16 protein-coding genes are annotated in these 17750 nt (G+C 35.3%); 5 read left to right on the plus strand and 11 right to left on the minus strand.

Annotated elements, in window-relative coordinates; translation table 11 throughout:
* Positions 1 to 9: 9 nt before the first annotated feature.
* Positions 10 to 1398, minus strand: a complete 1389-nt coding sequence (locus tag ACFFHT_RS10005) for an MATE family efflux transporter (protein WP_382375832.1) — start codon at positions 1396 to 1398, stop codon at positions 10 to 12.
* A 74-nt stretch (positions 1399 to 1472) separates the two neighbouring features.
* On the opposite strand from ACFFHT_RS10005, the gene ACFFHT_RS10010 reads away from it, so the two are divergent.
* Positions 1473 to 2087, plus strand: a complete 615-nt coding sequence (locus ACFFHT_RS10010) for a riboflavin synthase subunit alpha (protein WP_382375833.1) — start codon at positions 1473 to 1475, stop codon at positions 2085 to 2087.
* 291 nt (positions 2088 to 2378) lie between these two features.
* Here the strand turns inward: ACFFHT_RS10010 and purR are convergent, their stop codons facing one another.
* The 9 genes from purR to thiI form a co-directional block, all read right to left on the minus strand.
* Positions 2379 to 3389, minus strand: a complete 1011-nt coding sequence (purR, locus tag ACFFHT_RS10015; protein ID WP_382375835.1) for an HTH-type transcriptional repressor PurR — start codon at positions 3387 to 3389, stop codon at positions 2379 to 2381.
* Positions 3390 to 3584: 195 nt separating this feature from the next.
* Positions 3585 to 3815, minus strand: a complete 231-nt coding sequence (locus ACFFHT_RS10020; protein WP_382375837.1) for a hypothetical protein — start codon at positions 3813 to 3815, stop codon at positions 3585 to 3587.
* Positions 3816 to 3913: 98 nt separating this feature from the next.
* Complete coding sequence (gene trpA / locus ACFFHT_RS10025) at positions 3914 to 4720, minus strand: tryptophan synthase subunit alpha (RefSeq protein WP_382376133.1); 807 nt, start codon at positions 4718 to 4720, stop codon at positions 3914 to 3916.
* Between the two features lie 2 nt (positions 4721 to 4722).
* Complete coding sequence (gene trpB / locus ACFFHT_RS10030; protein ID WP_382375839.1) at positions 4723 to 5916, minus strand: tryptophan synthase subunit beta; 1194 nt, start codon at positions 5914 to 5916, stop codon at positions 4723 to 4725.
* Between the two features lie 11 nt (positions 5917 to 5927).
* Complete coding sequence (trpCF, locus tag ACFFHT_RS10035) at positions 5928 to 7352, minus strand: bifunctional indole-3-glycerol-phosphate synthase TrpC/phosphoribosylanthranilate isomerase TrpF (RefSeq protein WP_382375841.1); 1425 nt, start codon at positions 7350 to 7352, stop codon at positions 5928 to 5930.
* A gap of 34 nt (positions 7353 to 7386) precedes the next feature.
* On the minus strand, positions 7387 to 8388 hold the full coding sequence (gene trpD / locus ACFFHT_RS10040) for an anthranilate phosphoribosyltransferase (RefSeq protein ID WP_382375843.1): 1002 nt from the start codon (positions 8386 to 8388) through the stop codon (positions 7387 to 7389).
* A gap of 45 nt (positions 8389 to 8433) precedes the next feature.
* Entirely contained in the window at positions 8434 to 9015 is a 582-nt protein-coding gene (locus tag ACFFHT_RS10045) for an aminodeoxychorismate/anthranilate synthase component II (RefSeq protein WP_382375845.1), read from the minus strand.
* A gap of 16 nt (positions 9016 to 9031) precedes the next feature.
* Entirely contained in the window at positions 9032 to 10570 is a 1539-nt protein-coding gene (trpE, locus tag ACFFHT_RS10050; protein WP_382375847.1) for an anthranilate synthase component I, read from the minus strand.
* A gap of 686 nt (positions 10571 to 11256) precedes the next feature.
* Positions 11257 to 12705 (minus strand): tRNA uracil 4-sulfurtransferase ThiI, encoded by a 1449-nt coding sequence (gene thiI / locus ACFFHT_RS10055; protein WP_382375849.1) that lies wholly within the window; start codon positions 12703 to 12705, stop codon positions 11257 to 11259.
* Positions 12706 to 12836: 131 nt separating this feature from the next.
* Here thiI and xseB point away from each other — a divergent pair, with 131 nt between their 5' ends.
* From xseB to dxs, 3 genes are all read left to right on the plus strand, one after another.
* Positions 12837 to 13106 (plus strand): exodeoxyribonuclease VII small subunit, encoded by a 270-nt coding sequence (gene xseB / locus ACFFHT_RS10060; protein WP_382375851.1) that lies wholly within the window; start codon positions 12837 to 12839, stop codon positions 13104 to 13106.
* A gap of 69 nt (positions 13107 to 13175) precedes the next feature.
* Positions 13176 to 14063 carry a (2E,6E)-farnesyl diphosphate synthase gene (gene ispA, locus ACFFHT_RS10065; protein WP_382375853.1) on the plus strand — a complete coding sequence of 296 codons (888 nt, stop codon included), beginning with the start codon at positions 13176 to 13178 and terminating at the stop codon, positions 14061 to 14063.
* Positions 14064 to 14090: 27 nt separating this feature from the next.
* A complete protein-coding gene (gene dxs, locus ACFFHT_RS10070; RefSeq protein ID WP_382375855.1) occupies positions 14091 to 15950 on the plus strand; it encodes a 1-deoxy-D-xylulose-5-phosphate synthase in 1860 nt (619 codons plus the stop codon).
* A 33-nt stretch (positions 15951 to 15983) separates the two neighbouring features.
* On the opposite strand, the gene smrB is transcribed toward dxs, so the two are convergent.
* Positions 15984 to 16511, minus strand: coding sequence for an endonuclease SmrB (gene smrB, locus ACFFHT_RS10075; protein ID WP_382375856.1), 528 nt, complete (start codon positions 16509 to 16511; stop codon positions 15984 to 15986).
* Between the two features lie 108 nt (positions 16512 to 16619).
* On the opposite strand from smrB, the gene prmB reads away from it, so the two are divergent.
* On the plus strand, positions 16620 to 17582 hold the full coding sequence (gene prmB, locus ACFFHT_RS10080) for a 50S ribosomal protein L3 N(5)-glutamine methyltransferase (RefSeq protein ID WP_382375857.1): 963 nt from the start codon (positions 16620 to 16622) through the stop codon (positions 17580 to 17582).
* The last annotated feature ends 168 nt before the right edge of the window (positions 17583 to 17750 follow it).

Genomic DNA, 17750 nt, shown 5'->3' on the forward strand with positions numbered 1-17750 from the left:
TATCGTAATTTATTTAATTTTCTCAAGTTTAGTTAATAAAATATCGTCTGGTAAACGCTGGATTTGACGTAAACGGTACAGTAATAGACAAGCAGATACCGTTAAACAAACAACAAAACCGATCCAGAAACCTTTTGCAACCATATGAGGTACAATCCAGTCTGTTAAGCCAAGAATATAACCAACAGGCATTCCTACTATCCAATAGCCAAATAACGAAATCCATAGCACTGATTTTGTATCTTTATAGCCACGTAATGCTCCGCCAATAATACTTTGAGTTGTATCAGAAAATTGGTAAACCGCAGCAAAAATTAATAATGTAGATGCCATTACAATCACTGTTGGATCATTCACAAAAATACTCGCAATATTGTGTCTAAAGAGCAGAGTAATTGTTGCAGTAAAGAAGGTAACTAATAAACCTAAGCTCAAAGCACAATAAGTAAATTGTTTGGCCTGTAATGTTTTACCTGCACCTAAACTTTGTCCTACTAAAATTGTTGTGGCCATAGAAATGGACATTGGCAACATATAAATGAAAGAACTCGTATTGAGGGCAATTTGATGACTTGCAATAATATCCGCACCAAATGGTGAAATAAGGAGCGAAATAATACAAAACAACAACACTTCACAACAAATTGAAATAGCAATAGGTAATCCTAACCGTACCAATTTATTTAATGTTTTAGGATTTGGTTTTTCAATCAGTTGTTCAAAAACTTTTAAATCTCGTTGGCTAGGTACTTTATAGCAGTAGAGAACAATCAATAAAAAAGCAATCCAGTTTAAAATCATGGTTGCAATCCCACAACCAATAGCCCCAAAAGCAGGGACACCCAATGCACCGTAAATAAAGATATAGTTTAATGGGATATTGAGTAATAAACAGGTAAAAGCAATCACCATTGCTGGCTTTGTTTTTGCAATACCATCATTTAAACAACGAAAATTTATCATCAAAAGGTAAGGTAAAGTACCGAATGCCATTACTTTTAAATAGCCACTGGTAATTGTCGCTAATTCCGCATCCATACCCATTAAATTGATAATAAAATCACTGTTATACACAATTAATGAAATAGGAATACTAATGGTAACAGCAATCCAAATACCCTGCCGAACTTGGTGAGCAATTAAATTTCGTTTTCCTGAACCATTTAAGTAAGAAATTGTTGGAGGTAAAGCTAAGAGTAAACCTTGTCCAAATAGTAACAATGGAAACCAAATAGATGCGCCTACCGAAATAGCTGCCATATCTTTAGCACTCACACGCCCAGCCATAATAGTATCGGTTAGTCCCATAGAATTTTGTGCGACTTGAGCAATTAAGATAGGCGAAGCGAGCTTAATTAACTCAATAATTTGTGTTTTATATCTTTGCCAATTTGTCATAGAATGTCCGACATTTGTGATTTTTTATTTGTTATCTTGCGAAAGCACAGACACGATTTTAATAAGGAAATATTATGTTTACAGGAATTATTCAAGGAAAAGCTCAAATCCATGAAATTAAAGCGAAAGATAATTTTAGAACACACATTATAAAAATGCCACAGGATTTACTATCTGGTCTGACATTAGGGGCTTCTGTTGCACATAATGGTGTTTGTCTAACAGTTACTGCAATTAATAATGATTTAATTAGTTTTGATTTAATGCAGGAAACGTTAAAAGTAACCAATCTTGGTGAATTAAAAATTGGTGATGAAATTAATGTTGAACGTGCGATGAAAATTGGTGATGAAGTGGGAGGGCATCTTTTATCAGGGCATATCTATTGCACAGCCGATGTTGAAGAGATTATTACCTCACCAAATAATTGTCAGATCTGGTTTAGATTACCGAATAAATCCGTGATGAAATATATTTTAACCAAAGGTTATATCGCAGTAGATGGAATCAGTTTGACAATTGGTGCGGTAAAAGAGCAGTCTTTTTGCGTTAATTTAATTCCAGAAACGTTACAACGTACCATTATTAGTCAAAAGCAAGTCAACGATAAAGTAAATATTGAGTTAGATTCACAAACTCAAGCAGTCGTTGATACCGTAGAACGTTATCTTAGCCAACAAAAGGCCTAACAGCTTGATAGTGAAGAGTAGCAGGATACCATTTTTTGTACAAAAGAATTTATATATGCCAAAAAATGACACTGACAAAATATTAAAATTTCAACACACTCTATTCAAAGTCATTAAACTGATTGTGCTAATAATTGTCAGTGTTATTCTGAGTCATCTTATCCTTATTGCTGCCGCTTATTTCTTTTATGAGTCTTTATAATGTGATGTTGATATGCAAATGAATCGGACTAGAAAGGAATAAATGATGAGGAGTTTTTAAAGGCAGAAAATTTTCTGCCTTTATCTCTATTAAGAAAGTTTTCTTACCGATTTACGGATGACCAATTCTGGACGCATTTCAATTCGTGCTGGTTCTTTATTTTTATCTGTCATTCGTGCAATTAATAGATCGATTGCCATAATCCCTAATCGCATTTTTGATTGATGTACCGTTGTTAATGGCGGTGCATAAAAACGAGAAGCATGAATATCATCGTAACCGATAATAGAAATATCTTCTGGTACAGACAATCCTTTTTCTCCAATTGCTGAAATTGCACCTAATGCCATCACATCGTTACAACAAAAGACAGCAGTTGGTAGATCTTTTTGGACGAGAATTTTATTCATACATTCAAACCCATCTTCTGGCTCAAAATGTCCTTCTAATACCCAGTCTGGATTAATCGATAAACCTGCTTCTTCCATCGCTTTTACATAACCATCATAACGTGTTTTAGCCGTTGTTTTATCTAAATCTCCTGCAATAATACCAATTTTTTTATGTCCGCAATCGATTAAATGCTTAGTTGCTAAATAACCACCTTCAAAACTATTGTCTTGAATTAAATCCATATTTGAATTGGTGTTATTTGGGCCCCAATCCATTACGACAATCGGTAATGTTGTAAAATGAGCAAAAAGGTCTTTAGAATCTTGTGTATATTCAGAACACATTACCAAAATCCCATCAACACGTTTTTTGACTAACATATCCAAATGATTACTAATTTTTTGGAAATTATTTTGTGTATTACAAAGAAAAAGAGAATAGCCTTGTTGATAACAATATTCTTCTACTGCATGGACAATTTCTGCAAAATAAGGCGTTTCACTCGTGGTGATCATCATTCCGATCGATTTAGTTGTATTGACCTTTAAACTACGAGCAACAGCACTTGGCGAGTAGTTTAATTGTTGAATGGCATCCCAAACTAACTTTGTTGTATCTTCAGCAACAAATCGTGTTTTATTAATAACATGAGAAACAGTTGTGGTTGATACGCCTGCTAATTTAGCGACATCTTTAATTGTTGCCATAATAACCTCCAAAAAAATTTGGGCTATTATAAAGATAAATATAAGAAATGTGAGCTTTTTTGTTAAATTTGTGCTGAAGTTCACAAATTTTTCAACTATCTTGCTTGAGGTCTTATAAAAAGGATGTGTTTAAGGAAAAAGCTTAAAGTCTTTGTATCTAAACTTTAAGCTTTTCTACTACTATTCTACTACTATTTATTTACGTAAAAGATATGGATATTCTACAGCTGAAAAATACTGTTTCCCATCTTTATCAAAAGTACATACATTACTGACCAATCTGATATGAAAAGGCGGTTCTTTCCCGGCTTTTATCAATTGATGTACATTTCGTCTAAATTTACGATTTGCAATTCTTTTATCTTGTTTTTCAGTTTTTGCCGAAGCATTTCCACAAATCGATATTTTTTTATAACTTCTGCTCATTTGATTCTCCTAAGTAAGTATAAAGTACTTAACTTTCATGAAGAATCACATTATTTTTAATTATCATATAATTTCTTCTTGAATAAATAGGTATATAACTAATAAGTTGCCTGCTTCATCTTACGCACAAATTCGGCTAATTCCACCAAACATTGAACATGATTATCTAAATTACGCTCAATAATTTTTACTACTGCAGATCCTGAAATCGCACCTGCTGTTCCAGAAGCGAGTGCCTCTTTAACTTGTTGAGGTTGAGCAATACCAAATCCTTGCAAAATTGGTGGGGCATTATATGCTTTTAAACCATTAATTAAATCAACTAAATTAGCTGCATGAGATTGATTTTCCGCACTGGTTACCCCTGCACGAGAAACTAAATAAGTATAACCCTCACTGTGGGTTGCAACACCTTTAATTGTTTCAGCATTTGCATTTGGCGGACAAATAAATACTGGTTGAATACCATACTTTTTCGCACTTGCAACATATTCTGCACAAGCGAATAACGGTACATCAGCAACCAATACGGCATCAACGCCAACCTGCTGGCAACGTTGATAAAAATGATCCAATGTTTGCGCATAAATTAAATTCGCACAAAGTAATAAACTAATTGGTATCTCTGGATATTTAGCACGAACTTTCGCTAATAATTCAAAACAGGCATCTGTACTAAAACCAGCCGCTAATGCACGATTATTCGCCGCTTGAATTACTGGACCATCAAGTAAAGGATCAGAAAACGGAAAACCTAATTCTAATGCATCTGCACCATTATCTACCAAAGTACAAATAATCTCGAAAGAACGGTCTAATGTTGGGTCGCAGAGCGTCACAAAAGGTACAAAAGCCCCTTGTTTTTTAGCTTGTAATTGCGAAAAACGTTGATCAAAACGACTCATCATTATGCTCCTTTTCCATTTAAAATTTTATCAACGGTGAAAATATCCTTATCACCACGACCAGAAAGATTAACAACTAAGACCTGTTCTTTATTTGGTTCTTGTTTAATCAATTTTAAGGCATAAGCCAATGCGTGTGAGGATTCTAATGCAGGGATAATTCCTTCATGTTGTGCTAATTCTTGAAATGCATTTAATGCTTCATCATCAGTAATAGACACATAATTAGCTCGACCTGTACGATGTAAATAGGCATGTTGTGGACCAACAGAAGGGAAGTCTAAGCCTGCTGAAACAGAATAAGATTCTTCAATTTGCCCATCTTTTGTTTGCATGATTGGTGATTTCATACCGAAATAGATACCAACTGAGCCATGCGCTAATGGTGCACCATGTTCACCTGTTTCGATTCCTTTTCCAGCAGGTTCAACCCCGATTAATTTTACAGAACGTTCATTAATAAAATCAGCAAACATCCCAATGGCATTGGAACCGCCACCCACACAAGCGATCACTGCATCAGGTAATCGTCCTTCACGTTCTAACACTTGACGTTTTGTTTCTTCCCCAATCATTTTTTGGAATTCACGCACAATTGTAGGGAAAGGATGTGGACCAGCTGCCGTTCCTAGCAAATAATGTGCTTTATCATAATTGGCAGACCAATCACGCATTGCTTCACAGCAGGCATCTTTTAATGAACAAGATCCTTTATTGACCGAAATCACTTCTGCGCCCATTAAACGCATACGGAAAACATTTGGTGATTGTCGTTCTACATCTTTTGCGCCCATATAAATACGACATTTTAGCCCTAACATTGCACAAGCTAATGCAGTTGCCACTCCATGTTGTCCAGCGCCTGTTTCGGCAATAATTTCAGTTTTTCCCATCCGCATAGCTAATAGAGCTTGACCTAGTACTTGGTTGGTTTTATGCGCTCCACCATGTAATAAGTCTTCACGTTTTAAGTAAAGTTTCGTTTTTGTACCTTTAGTTAAATTACGGCATAGCGTTAATGCAGTAGGGCGACCTGCATAATTTTTCAATAAATCATTAAATTGACGTTGAAATTCTGGGTCTTGACGTGCTTCGACAAAGGCTTTTTCTAACTGTTGTAATACTGGCATCAGAATTTCAGGTACATACATTCCACCAAATTCACCAAAGTATGGATTTAATAACGTATCACTCATAATCATTTATCCTAATTTCTAATAATTTTTTGCAAAATAGTTTGTAATTTATTGGCATCTTTTATGCCTGGTGCAGATTCCACACCTGAATTAATATCTAAACCTAAACAATGTTGGGCAAGTGCAGCTTCGATATTGTCTAAATTCAAACCGCCAGCTAACATAATTTTAGCTTTCCATTCCGTTGGAATAATTGTCCAGTCAAAGATTTTTCCTGTGCCACCTCGTTGATCTTTTAATTGTGTATCAAACACATAACGATCTACATTATCATTAGGTTGAAAATGCACTTCACTATTCGTTGGATCAACGCCAATAGCTTGCCAAATTTGAATGTTTTCTGGTAGTTGCTGGCGTAGTTGTTGAATAAAATGGGCATCTTCATGTCCGTGTAATTGGACGGCAAAAAGATCAAGTGTCTTACTGATATTTATCACTTCGTCTAAAGAAGGATTTTGAAATACTCCTACATAGCGCAAAGGTGCAGCCTGACAAATACGTTTAGCTTGATCTAATGTGATAAAGCGAGCAGAGTGTTCGGCAAAAATTAAACCACCATATAATGCGCCTGCTTGATAAGCCTGTTGAGCGTCTTCAGCTCGGGTTAAACCACAAATTTTATTTTCTCCATAAATAATGGAACGGATCGCACTATTTAAATCATCACTTCCCATTAAACTACTACCAATTAAAAAAGCATTCACCAAAGGTTTTAATTGATGTACTTGTTGATGGGTATAAATACCAGATTCACTGATAATAATCCGATCGGTTGGAATTGTTGGTGCTAAATCTAAGGTTCGTTGTAAATCAACGGAGAGATCATGCAAATTACGATTATTAATACCAATTACTTTCGCATTTAACTTAATTGCACGTTGTAGTTCTTCTTCATTCGAGGTTTCGGTTAAAACTCCCATACCTAAAGAATGTGCCAGATCTGCCAACGTTTGGTAAGTTTGATCATCTACAACAGAAAGCATTAATAAAATTGCATCTGCTTGATAATAGCGAGCAAGATAAACTTGATACTCACTAATCATAAAATCTTTGCAGAGAATAGGTTGACTCACTAAATTACGCACGATTGGCAAATAAGAAAAACTACCTTGAAAGTATTTTTCATCGGTTAACACTGAAATTGCACTGGCGTAATGACGATATACATTTGCAATGCTAGTTAAATCAAATTCTTGTCTAATCAAGCCTTTTGATGGTGAAGCTTTTTTACATTCTAAAATAAAAGCAGGTAATTCGTGGGTACCTTGTGCTAATGCTTGATAAAAACTGCGATCACTTGGTTGAATTTTCTCTTTAAATTCTGCTAGTGGAAATTTCTGTTGTTGTTCTGCAACCCAAACTAATTTATCCGCAACAATTTTTTGTAATACTGTTGCTGATTGTTGCAATGTTTGCGAAAAATCTTGTGTAATCATACCACTTACACCTCTTAAACTTCCTATTAATCTATTAATATTGTGCTAATTTTTCTAGTGTGGTTAAGGCATTACCACTAGCTAAGTATTCTAATACTTGTTGGGTCGTTTGTTTCAAATTTTGTTGACCAAATAATTTTAATAATAGAGCAGTATTTGCAGCGACAGCGTTAATATGTTCTTGTTTTCCTTTACCTTGCAAGATTAAACGTAATATCTCTGCATTTTCGGCTGGTTCTCCACCTCTAATGGCTTCTAATAGTTGTGGTTTTAAACCGAAATCTTCAGCAGTCAATGTATAACGTTCAATTTTACCTTGATAAATTTCTGCTACTTCGGTTGTACCATGTAAAGCGACTTCATCTAAACCACTACCATGGATAACAACACTATGTTGATGTCCTAAAGCTAAAGCCGTTTCTGCATAAGGTTGCAATAAATCAGTATGATAGACGCCTAACATTTGATGTTTTGGTCGAGCTGGATTAATTAATGGGCCAAGAATATTAAAAATTGTCCGAGTTTTTAACGCTTGGCGTACTGGTATAGCGTGTTTAAAGCCACGATGATATTGTGGAGCAAAAAGAAAACAAAGCCCAATTTCATCTAAAGCTTGACGTGCTGTATTGGCATCAAGATCTAAACGTACATTGAGAGCAGAAAGTACATCACTGGATCCTGTTTTACTAGAAACGCTGCGATTACCATGTTTTGCTACTTTCGCTCCCATACTGGCAGCAACAATCGCACTGGCTGTTGAAATATTAATGGTATTTGCCCCATCTCCACCAGTTCCAACAATATCGGCAAAAGCATAATCTGGTGTCGGGAAAGGCTCAGCAGCATTTAACAAAGCTTTTACCGCACCACTAATTTCTGCTACGGTTTCCCCCTTAATTTTAAGTGCAATTAATGCTCCAGCTAATTGTTCATTACTTAATTGTCCTTTTACAATGGCAGCAAAAAGCTGTTCGCTTTCAGTAGAGGAGAGCGTATTTCCATTGAATAACTTTTCGAGTATTTGTTGAGTTTCCATAATTATCTTCCCTAAATTTTTTATTAATTTTTGCTGTAATGTGGATTATCGAGTTAATAACCAATCAATGGTTTGCTTTAAAAGTTGTCCACCTTGTACGGTTAAAATTGATTCTGGATGAAATTGAAAACCACAAATTGGTAAAGTTTGATGACGAAAGGCCATCACTATGCCGTTATATTCTGCATTCACAACCAATTCTTTTGGTAAATTTACTCCCATTAATGAATGATAGCGAGCAACGGGGAGAGGATTTGTCAAAGCAGTAAACATCGCTTGATTATCATGGGTAATTTTAGATACTTTGCCATGCATTACTTCACCTGCATGGACAATTTCGCCACCAAAAGACTCAATAATTGCTTGATGGCCAAGACAAATACCAATAATTGGGCAACGATCTTTTAATGCCTGAATTAATAGCAACATATTACCTGCTTCTTGAGGATTGCCAGGTCCAGGCGATAAAGCCAAGATGGTATTCGGTTGAGCTGTTGCTGCTTTAATTAAGGTCTGTAAGTCACAGTCATTACGATACACTGTCACGTTATGCCCTAATACACGGAATTGGTCAACTAAGTTATAGGTAAAAGAATCAAAATTATCGAGAAAGAGTATATTAGCCATAATCTAGACATCCTTATTATTGGCAATTTGTTTGTTTAATCGCTTTAATCACTGCAGCTGCTTTGTGACGAGTTTCATCTGCTTCCATTTGTGGATCTGAATCCAAGACCTCACCACAACCAGCTTGAATATAAGCAATACCATTTTGTACAAAGGCAGAACGAATCACGATACAGGTATCAAAATCACCATGGGAAGAGAGATAACCAACAGCACCGCCATAACTATGGCGACGTTGTTTTTCAACTTGATAAATTAATTGCATCGCTTTAATTTTTGGTGCACCTGTTAAAGTTCCCATATTCATACAAGCCTGATAGGCGTGCAGTGCATCAAGCTCTGGTTTTAACTGACCAACTACACGTGAAACCAAGTGCATAATGTGCGAATAACGATCGACCTGCATTAATTCGGCCACACGGCGTGTACCACTAACACACACACGAGCAATATCATTACGAGCTAAATCCACTAACATCAAATGCTCAGATTGTTCTTTATGGTCAAGACGTAACTCCAATTCAAGGCGAGCGTCTAGTTCAGGATCAATTTGTCCATTGTTATCAAAACCACGAGGACGAGAACCTGCAATAGGATAAATTTCTAATTGACGAGTAGCTTGAGTATATTTCAATGCACTTTCTGGCGAAGCACCAAATAAAACAAAATCATCATCTTGCATAAAAAACATATAAGGGCTTGGATTGTTATGTTTTAATTGATGATAGGTTGCTAATGGGCTAGGGCATTCCAATGAGAAGCGGCGAGAAGGGACAATTTGAAACACATCGCCAATATTAATGTGGTGTTTTAGTTTTTCAATAATCGCTTTGAAATGTTCATCATCAATATTCACACTAACATCTGTAGAGGCTACTTGTTTAGATAAAATTGTTTCTTTCTGTTGTTTTAATTGATAAAGAATACTTTTAGCTTGCTCAGTAACAGAAATAGACTGTGATTGATCAAAAATATAAGAGTGAAGTTCAGCTTTTTCAGTTTGATGATCAATAATAACTAATTGTTCAGCAAGGTAAAAACTATAATCAGGAGAGGTTAAACCATCATCCTCTAAAGTAACTCCATTCATTGGGATAAAATTTGCAACTAAATCATAGGCGAATAGACCACCTAAAAAAATAGGCGATTGATGGTGTTGATAAAGTTGTAATACTGTACGTAATCCATCAAATACTGTTAATGACTGTAATTTTGTATCTTCATCTAATTCATTATTAAGAACAGGGAAGGTTACAGTTAAGGCTAATGGTTGTTGAATAACAGTTAAATCTGCATGTTGCTTAAAATGGATAGCAAGTTGCTTCAGTACATAAGTTCCATTAGCTGTTAATGCCTGAAAATGCACTTGTTGTTGATCACATCTAATTTTTACTGCTGCTTTAGCAATTAATAGACTTTTTAAACTGTTTTTACTGCCAATTTCTGCAGAATCTAATAATAGAGTATTCGTTTGACCTTGGCATAGGTGAGCAAATAGTGAAGTAGTGTCTGCTTGATATGGGATAGATTGTTGAATTACTTCTAAATATGACACGATAACATCCTCTTAAACTTCCTGATTTTCTATTTTTTATCTTTGTACTATTAAAATAGTACGATGTAGCAATAAATTAGATAGTACGCTTGTCATGCTAGAAAAGCAAGTCTGATTTTTTTATTTATTGTAGTAATTAAACTGAAATTATCTTCAGAACAAAATAGCGTTGTATATAGAGAGATTATGAAATATTGAGAACACGTTAATCACAATAAGAATTACGATAAGTGGAGCAATCGCTGAAGATAACATCAATAAATTTTGTGTAGCAGGATAACACAACATCAAGAACGATATACATAAGGTTCAGATTAAAGAAATAGATTAGAAAGAAGCATTTAATTGATTATTAGAAATAATTTAGAAACAACAGCAGAGAAATCCAACATAAAAAACACGTTACTGCGATAATTATTATATTTAACATAATATACATTATATAAATAAAGTGATAAGGTTAAAAATAATGGTTTTTATGTTAAATAACTGAAATTTATATATATTATCTCATTTCCTTTTATCTATCTCAAAGTAAACTTCATTTTCTTAAGAATTATAATTTCTTATATATTTATCAAATATGTTATGCGACACTGTCACAAAAACTTATAGAAAATAGAAAAGAAAAACTTGTGTTCTGCAGATAGCATCACACAAGTTTTCTAAAAGGATTTTGTATTGGATTATCGTCTAAACACGCGAATATTATTAAAACCTTGATCTTTAAGATACAATGCTTGCAAACGACTCATTACCCCTCGTTCGCAGAATAATAAATAATGTTTAGTTTGATCTAATTCTGGGAATTGACTAGATAATTTATAGAAAGGAATGTGTAAAACCGTCTGATTTTCTAACTCTAATGGTTTTTCATCCGTTTCTTCAGGACTACGAATATCAATAATCACATCATCTTGTTGTAGCACAGATACCATTTCAACTTCAGGCACTTCTCGTTCTGTCTGTTCTGCAATTTGGCGAATATCTAAATATTGTGCATTCCAAACAGCCTCTTCTAATAAAGAAAAATCAAAATGTGCTTCTTCTTCCTCAATTTTCGCCTTAATCGCTTTAACAGTAGGATTTTTAGAAATAACCCCACAAAACTCAGGCATAGATTTGGCAATATCATCAGTACCAATTTCTTTTGCCATCGCAATAATTTGTTCTTTATCGTGTGAAATTAAAGGTCGCAACACCAAGCAATCTGCTGCTTCATCGATTAAACGCAAATTGGTCAATGTTTGGCTAGATACTTGTCCCAACGCTTCGCCAGTAACAATCGCTTGAATTTGGAAACGTTCTGCAACCTTACTAGCTGCACGTACCATCATGCGTTTCAAGATGACCCCCATTTGTCCGTTATCAATTTTTTCAAGAATTTCTGCCACAATTTTCTCAAAATTTACTGCTACAAAACGAACTTTATGTGAAGTACCATAACGCTGCCAAATATGATATGCCATCTGTTTTACGCCAATCTCGTGTGCAGCACCGCCTAAATTAAAGAAGCAATAATGCACTCGACACCCACGACGTAACAGCATAAAACTCGATACACCAGAATCAAAACCACCAGAAATTAGCGATAATACATCCTCTTGTGTACCAATTGGATAACCACCGATACCTTCAAAACGCTGTTTAATCAACATAACATGATCATATTCAATCTCAATTCTGACGGTAACATCTGGATTAGTCAGTTTAACTTTTGCACTCTCAATATGTTGATTTAATCCCCCACCAATATAACGCTCTGCATCTAATGAGGTAAATTCATGATTTCCCTTGCGTTTTACTCGCACACAAAATGTTTTATTTTCTAATTGTTTACCAATATCCGCATAAACGATTTCAAAGATATCTTGTAATGAGGCAAATGGTTTTTCTTCTACTTGTAAGAAATGATGGATTCCTGGAATACGCTGCAATAATTCTATTAATAATGCGTTTTTTCCGGCATTTTTTGTTCTGACTTCAATGTAATCCCAATGTTTTACTACAGCGACTTGATCATCATATTTACTCAAAACATTGCGAATATTGCTGGTTAATATTTTGATAAAACGTTTACGCACAGAATCACTTTTAATCATGATTTCTGGGAATAATTTAACAATAAATTTCATATGATTAGCTTCTGTTATGCAAAAATAAGCGTGTATTCTACACGAAAATTAGAAACAACGTAAAAAATCCACCTAAAGTTTCATTAAATTAGGTACAATACGCCACATTGAAAACAAAATGTTTGTTAGTTATGAGAAAAAAAACACAAACTTTAAACTTTGAAAGCACTTTAACGGAACTCGAAACGGTCGTGAATCGCCTTGAACAAGGCGATTTAACATTAGAAGATGCGTTAGCACAATTTGAACAAGGTGTCCATCTTGCCAAACAGGCACAAGAGCGTTTAACGAATGCAGAACAACGTGTACAAATTTTATTAGAGAAGAATGCAACTGCGGAATTGAGTCCTTATATAGCAAATAATTCCGAACAACAAATTGACGAGGATTCTCCTTTTTAATCCTGATCTGATTTGTACTACCAAACAGAATATTTATAATAATTAAAAAAGCCTTGTTAGGATTTGACGATGTATCAATTTTCAGACGATTTATCTGCATTACAACAACGTAATAATACATTCTTACATCAACAATTAGACCTGTTAGATAGTAAGCCAGCTCCTTTAGCAGAAGCAATGCGTTACAGTCTATTATTGGGCGGAAAGCGTGTCCGCCCATTTTTGGTTTATGCGACGGGACGAATGTTAAATGTTTCTTTAGAACAACTCGATCATCTTGCTGGTGCAATAGAATGTATTCATTGTTATTCACTTATTCATGATGATTTGCCAGCAATGGATAATGATACATTACGTCGTAATCAGCCTACTTGCCATATTGCTTTTGATGAAGCTACTGCTATTTTAGCGGGTGATGCGTTGCAAAGTTACGCATTTGAATTATTAGCACAAGCGCCTTTAACTGATACACAAAAAATACAGCAAATTACTCTTCTCGCCCACGCATCTGGTGCACAAGGAATGTGTTTAGGACAAAGTTTAGATTTAATTTCTGAAAATAAGCAAATTTCATTAGCGGAATTAGAAAGGATTCATCGCCATAAAACGGGAGCATTGATTACTGCTTCTGTGTTACTTGGCTTTTATGCATCTGATTACTATCAAGATCAAGAATTAAAACAAAAACTTATACTTTTTTCACAAGCGATTGGTTTAGCTTTTCAAGTACAAGATGATATTTTGGATATTACTTCCAATAATGAAGAATTAGGTAAAAATGCGGGTTCTGATTTAAAATCACATAAAAGTACATATCCGCAATTACTAGGATTAGAACAAGCAAAACAAAAAGCCCAAGATCTCTACCAAACGGCACTTCACTGCTTAGATCAAATACCTTTTGATACCACTGCATTACGTGCTTTAGCAGAATTTATTATTCAACGGCGGAATTAACTATTTTTAACGGATTTTATAACAACTATGTCAAATTATTCACTTTTATCACAGATTAATTCTCCTGATGATTTACGCTTATTACCCAAAGAACAGTTACCTGAGCTTTGCAATCAATTACGTCAATATTTATTAGATAGCGTAAGCCAAAGTAGTGGGCATCTTGCTTCTGGGTTAGGTACTGTAGAATTAACCGTTGCACTGCATTATGTTTTTAATACGCCGTTTGATCAATTAATTTGGGATGTTGGACATCAAGCCTACCCACATAAAATTCTCACTGGTCGCCGTGATCAAATGCATACTATTCGCCAAAAAGGAGGTATCCATCCATTTCCTTGGCGTGAAGAAAGTCCATTTGATGTTTTAAGCGTTGGGCACTCTTCAACATCTATTAGTGCAGGACTAGGGATTGCGATTGCCGCTCAAAAAGAAAATGCTGGGCGTAAAACAATTTGTGTCATTGGTGATGGTGCGATTACTGCTGGTATGGCGTTTGAAGCAATGAATCATGCTGGTGCATTACACACAGATATGCTCGTGATTTTAAATGATAATGATATGTCAATTTCAGAAAATGTGGGGGCATTAAATAATCATTTAGCACGTTTGCTTTCAGGATCGTTTTATTCTTCTTTGCGTGAAGGCGGTAAAAAAATCCTTTCTGGCATTCCACCGATTAAAGAATTTGTGCAAAAAACCGAAGAACATGTAAAAGGATTTATTTCACCAGGTGGTACGTTATTTGAAGAACTTGGTTTTAATTATATTGGGCCAATTGATGGTCATAATGTTGAAGAGTTAATTACTACATTAAGGAATATGCGTACCCTTAAAGGACCTCAATTTTTACATGTGATCACGAAAAAAGGCAAAGGTTATGAACCTGCTGAACGAGATCCTATCGGATTCCATGGTGTGCCAAAATTTAATCCTTTAAGTGGTGAATTACCAAAGAGTAAAACGACCTCACCAACCTATTCCGATATTTTTGGTAAATGGTTGTGCGAAATGGCAGAACAAGACAAAAAATTGATAGGTATAACTCCAGCAATGCGTGAAGGTTCTGGCATGGTAGAATTTTCACAACGTTTTCCTGAACAATATTTTGATGTTGCGATTGCCGAACAACACGCAGTGACTTTTGCCGCAGGTTTAGCTATTGGCGGATATAAACCAGTCGTTGCCATTTATTCAACCTTTCTCCAACGTGCTTATGATCAACTCATTCATGATGTGGCAATTCAAAACTTACCAGTTTTATTTGCTATTGATCGAGCAGGTATTGTTGGTGCCGATGGGCAAACACATCAAGGTGCATTTGATTTAAGTTATTTACGTTGTATTCCAAATTTAATTGTGATGACACCAAGTGATGAAAATGAGTGCCGTCAAATGCTTTATACTGGTTATCATTGTGGTAAGCCAGCGGCTGTTCGTTACCCTCGTGGTACAGGTACCGGCGCAATGTTAGCGCCTTTAGCGGAACTCGAAATTGGTAAAGCCAAAACGATCCGCGAAGGAGAAAAAGTTGCTATCTTAAATTTTGGTACATTATTACCTGAAGCCTTACAAGTTGCAGAACAATATAATTATGCAGTAATTGATATGCGCTTTGTTAAACCGCTTGATTTAGCTTGCTTACAAGCAGTGAAACACCATTATGATCTCATTGTGACATTAGAAGAAAATGCGATTCAAGGTGGTGCAGGATCTGCGGTATTAGAAGCATTAGTGACATTGCCAGGAACAATGCCAGCTGTCTTACAATTAGGATTACCAGATTACTTTATCCCACAAGGTACACAGCAAGAAATTCGTCAACAATTACAATTAGATGCTATAGGGATTGCAACACAAATTGCGACTAAACTTGCTCAGATATAATTAGATATAGACGGATACCTCCTCGTATCCGTCTTATAACTGTTTCAAATCCCCTTCAACTTCTATTAATACTAAAAAAGAGGCATCACCACCCCACTCTTTAGTTGCATGATGAAAAGCAATGACTTTAGGGTGTTGTACTAACCAACGTGGAATTTGATTTTTCAAGGTAAAACTTCCATATCCCGTCATAATACAGGCACAAGGTAAATTTTCTTTCTCACAAGCCAGTAACAATGCAGCTAATTCCTGCTTCGCTTGTTCTCGTGTTAAACCATGTAAATCTAAAAAAAGATCTGGTACAAAATCACCACGCCGTAATCGTTTTAACAAATAGTGATCATCGCCTGGTCGTAAATAACGCTTGCCCTCTTCGTCTAACAAAGGTTCATATTCATCTGAAAAATAGAAAAGAGTATCTTCTTTTTCACGTAGTTCTTTAATTTGTTGCTGTTGTTGCAGTTTACGTTTTGGTTGTGTAGAAAATGTGACAGTGTCTTGTTTTAGTGGTTTTATGCCTTTAACAAATTCTTGAAATAAACTCTGATCTTGTAAATCCATTATTATCCTCATCATTTATAATAGCGTGCCATTCTAACACAACTAACACCTTTTGCCGAAAATATGGTATAAATAGCCATCTTTTTTCACTTATCAACAATGAAGTCTATGTCTGAACAAGAACTTTATAATCAAGAAATTATTGAAGAAATTCAACTCTATTCCCCATTATCAAATTTACACACTATTCAAGATTTTCTCCGTTGGACATATAGCTATTTCAATGCAGCAGATATTTTTTATGGCCATGGTTTTGATAATGCGTGGGATGAAACCCTACAATTAGTTTTATCAACCTTACACTTGCCATTAGATGTACCAAGTGAACTTTATCATTCACGCTTAACGGATATTGAAAAACAAAAATTACTCGCTTTAGTCATAGAACGCCTTGAAACTCGTAAACCAGTTGCTTATTTAACACATTCTGCTTGGTTTTGCGGATTACAATTTTATGTGGATGAGCGTGTATTGGTTCCTCGTTCTCCAATTGGCGAGTTAATTCAAGATGGTTTTACTGGCGTACTTCGCAGTGAACCAAAACGTATTCTTGATATGTGTACTGGTAGTGGATGTATCGCCATTGCATGTGCGGATAAATTTCCAAATGCCGAAATTGATGCAGTAGATATTTCATTAGATGCGTTAAATGTCGCTGAAATGAATATAGCTCATCACCATATGGAACACCAAGTTTTCCCATTGCAATCTGATCTTTTTGAAAATTTACCACAAGATGGTTACGACCTAATTGTTAGTAATCCACCGTATGTTGACGAAGAAGATCTCGCCGATATGCCAGTAGAATTCTCGCATGAGCCAGTATTAGGCTTAGAAGCTGGTCATGATGGATTAATTTTAGTAAAACGGATTATTGCCAATGCACCAGATTATCTTAATGATAACGGTGTCTTAATTTGCGAAGTCGGTAACAGTATGGTGCATTTAATTGCACAATTCCCAACTGTACCGTTTGAATGGATTAAGTTTAAACATGGCGGTGATGGCGTATTTATGTTGACTAAGCAGCAACTCCTCGCTTGTCATAACCAATTTGCACAATATAAATAGTAAAAACAAACTCTTAAGATTTTCTCTCCGGCAAAAAACTGATATTTTTCTACAAAATAAAACGTTTTTTGCCCGCAAATCTTGTCTGCCTTCTCAAGACATTTGAGGATTTTATAAAAATCTTGGTAAAAACTGGATTTATCACCAATCTGAGAACCTATTTTTACC

Source organism: Gallibacterium melopsittaci, from assembly GCF_042433085.1.
In the GTDB taxonomy this organism is placed as follows: Bacteria; Pseudomonadota; Gammaproteobacteria; order Enterobacterales; family Pasteurellaceae; genus Gallibacterium; species Gallibacterium melopsittaci.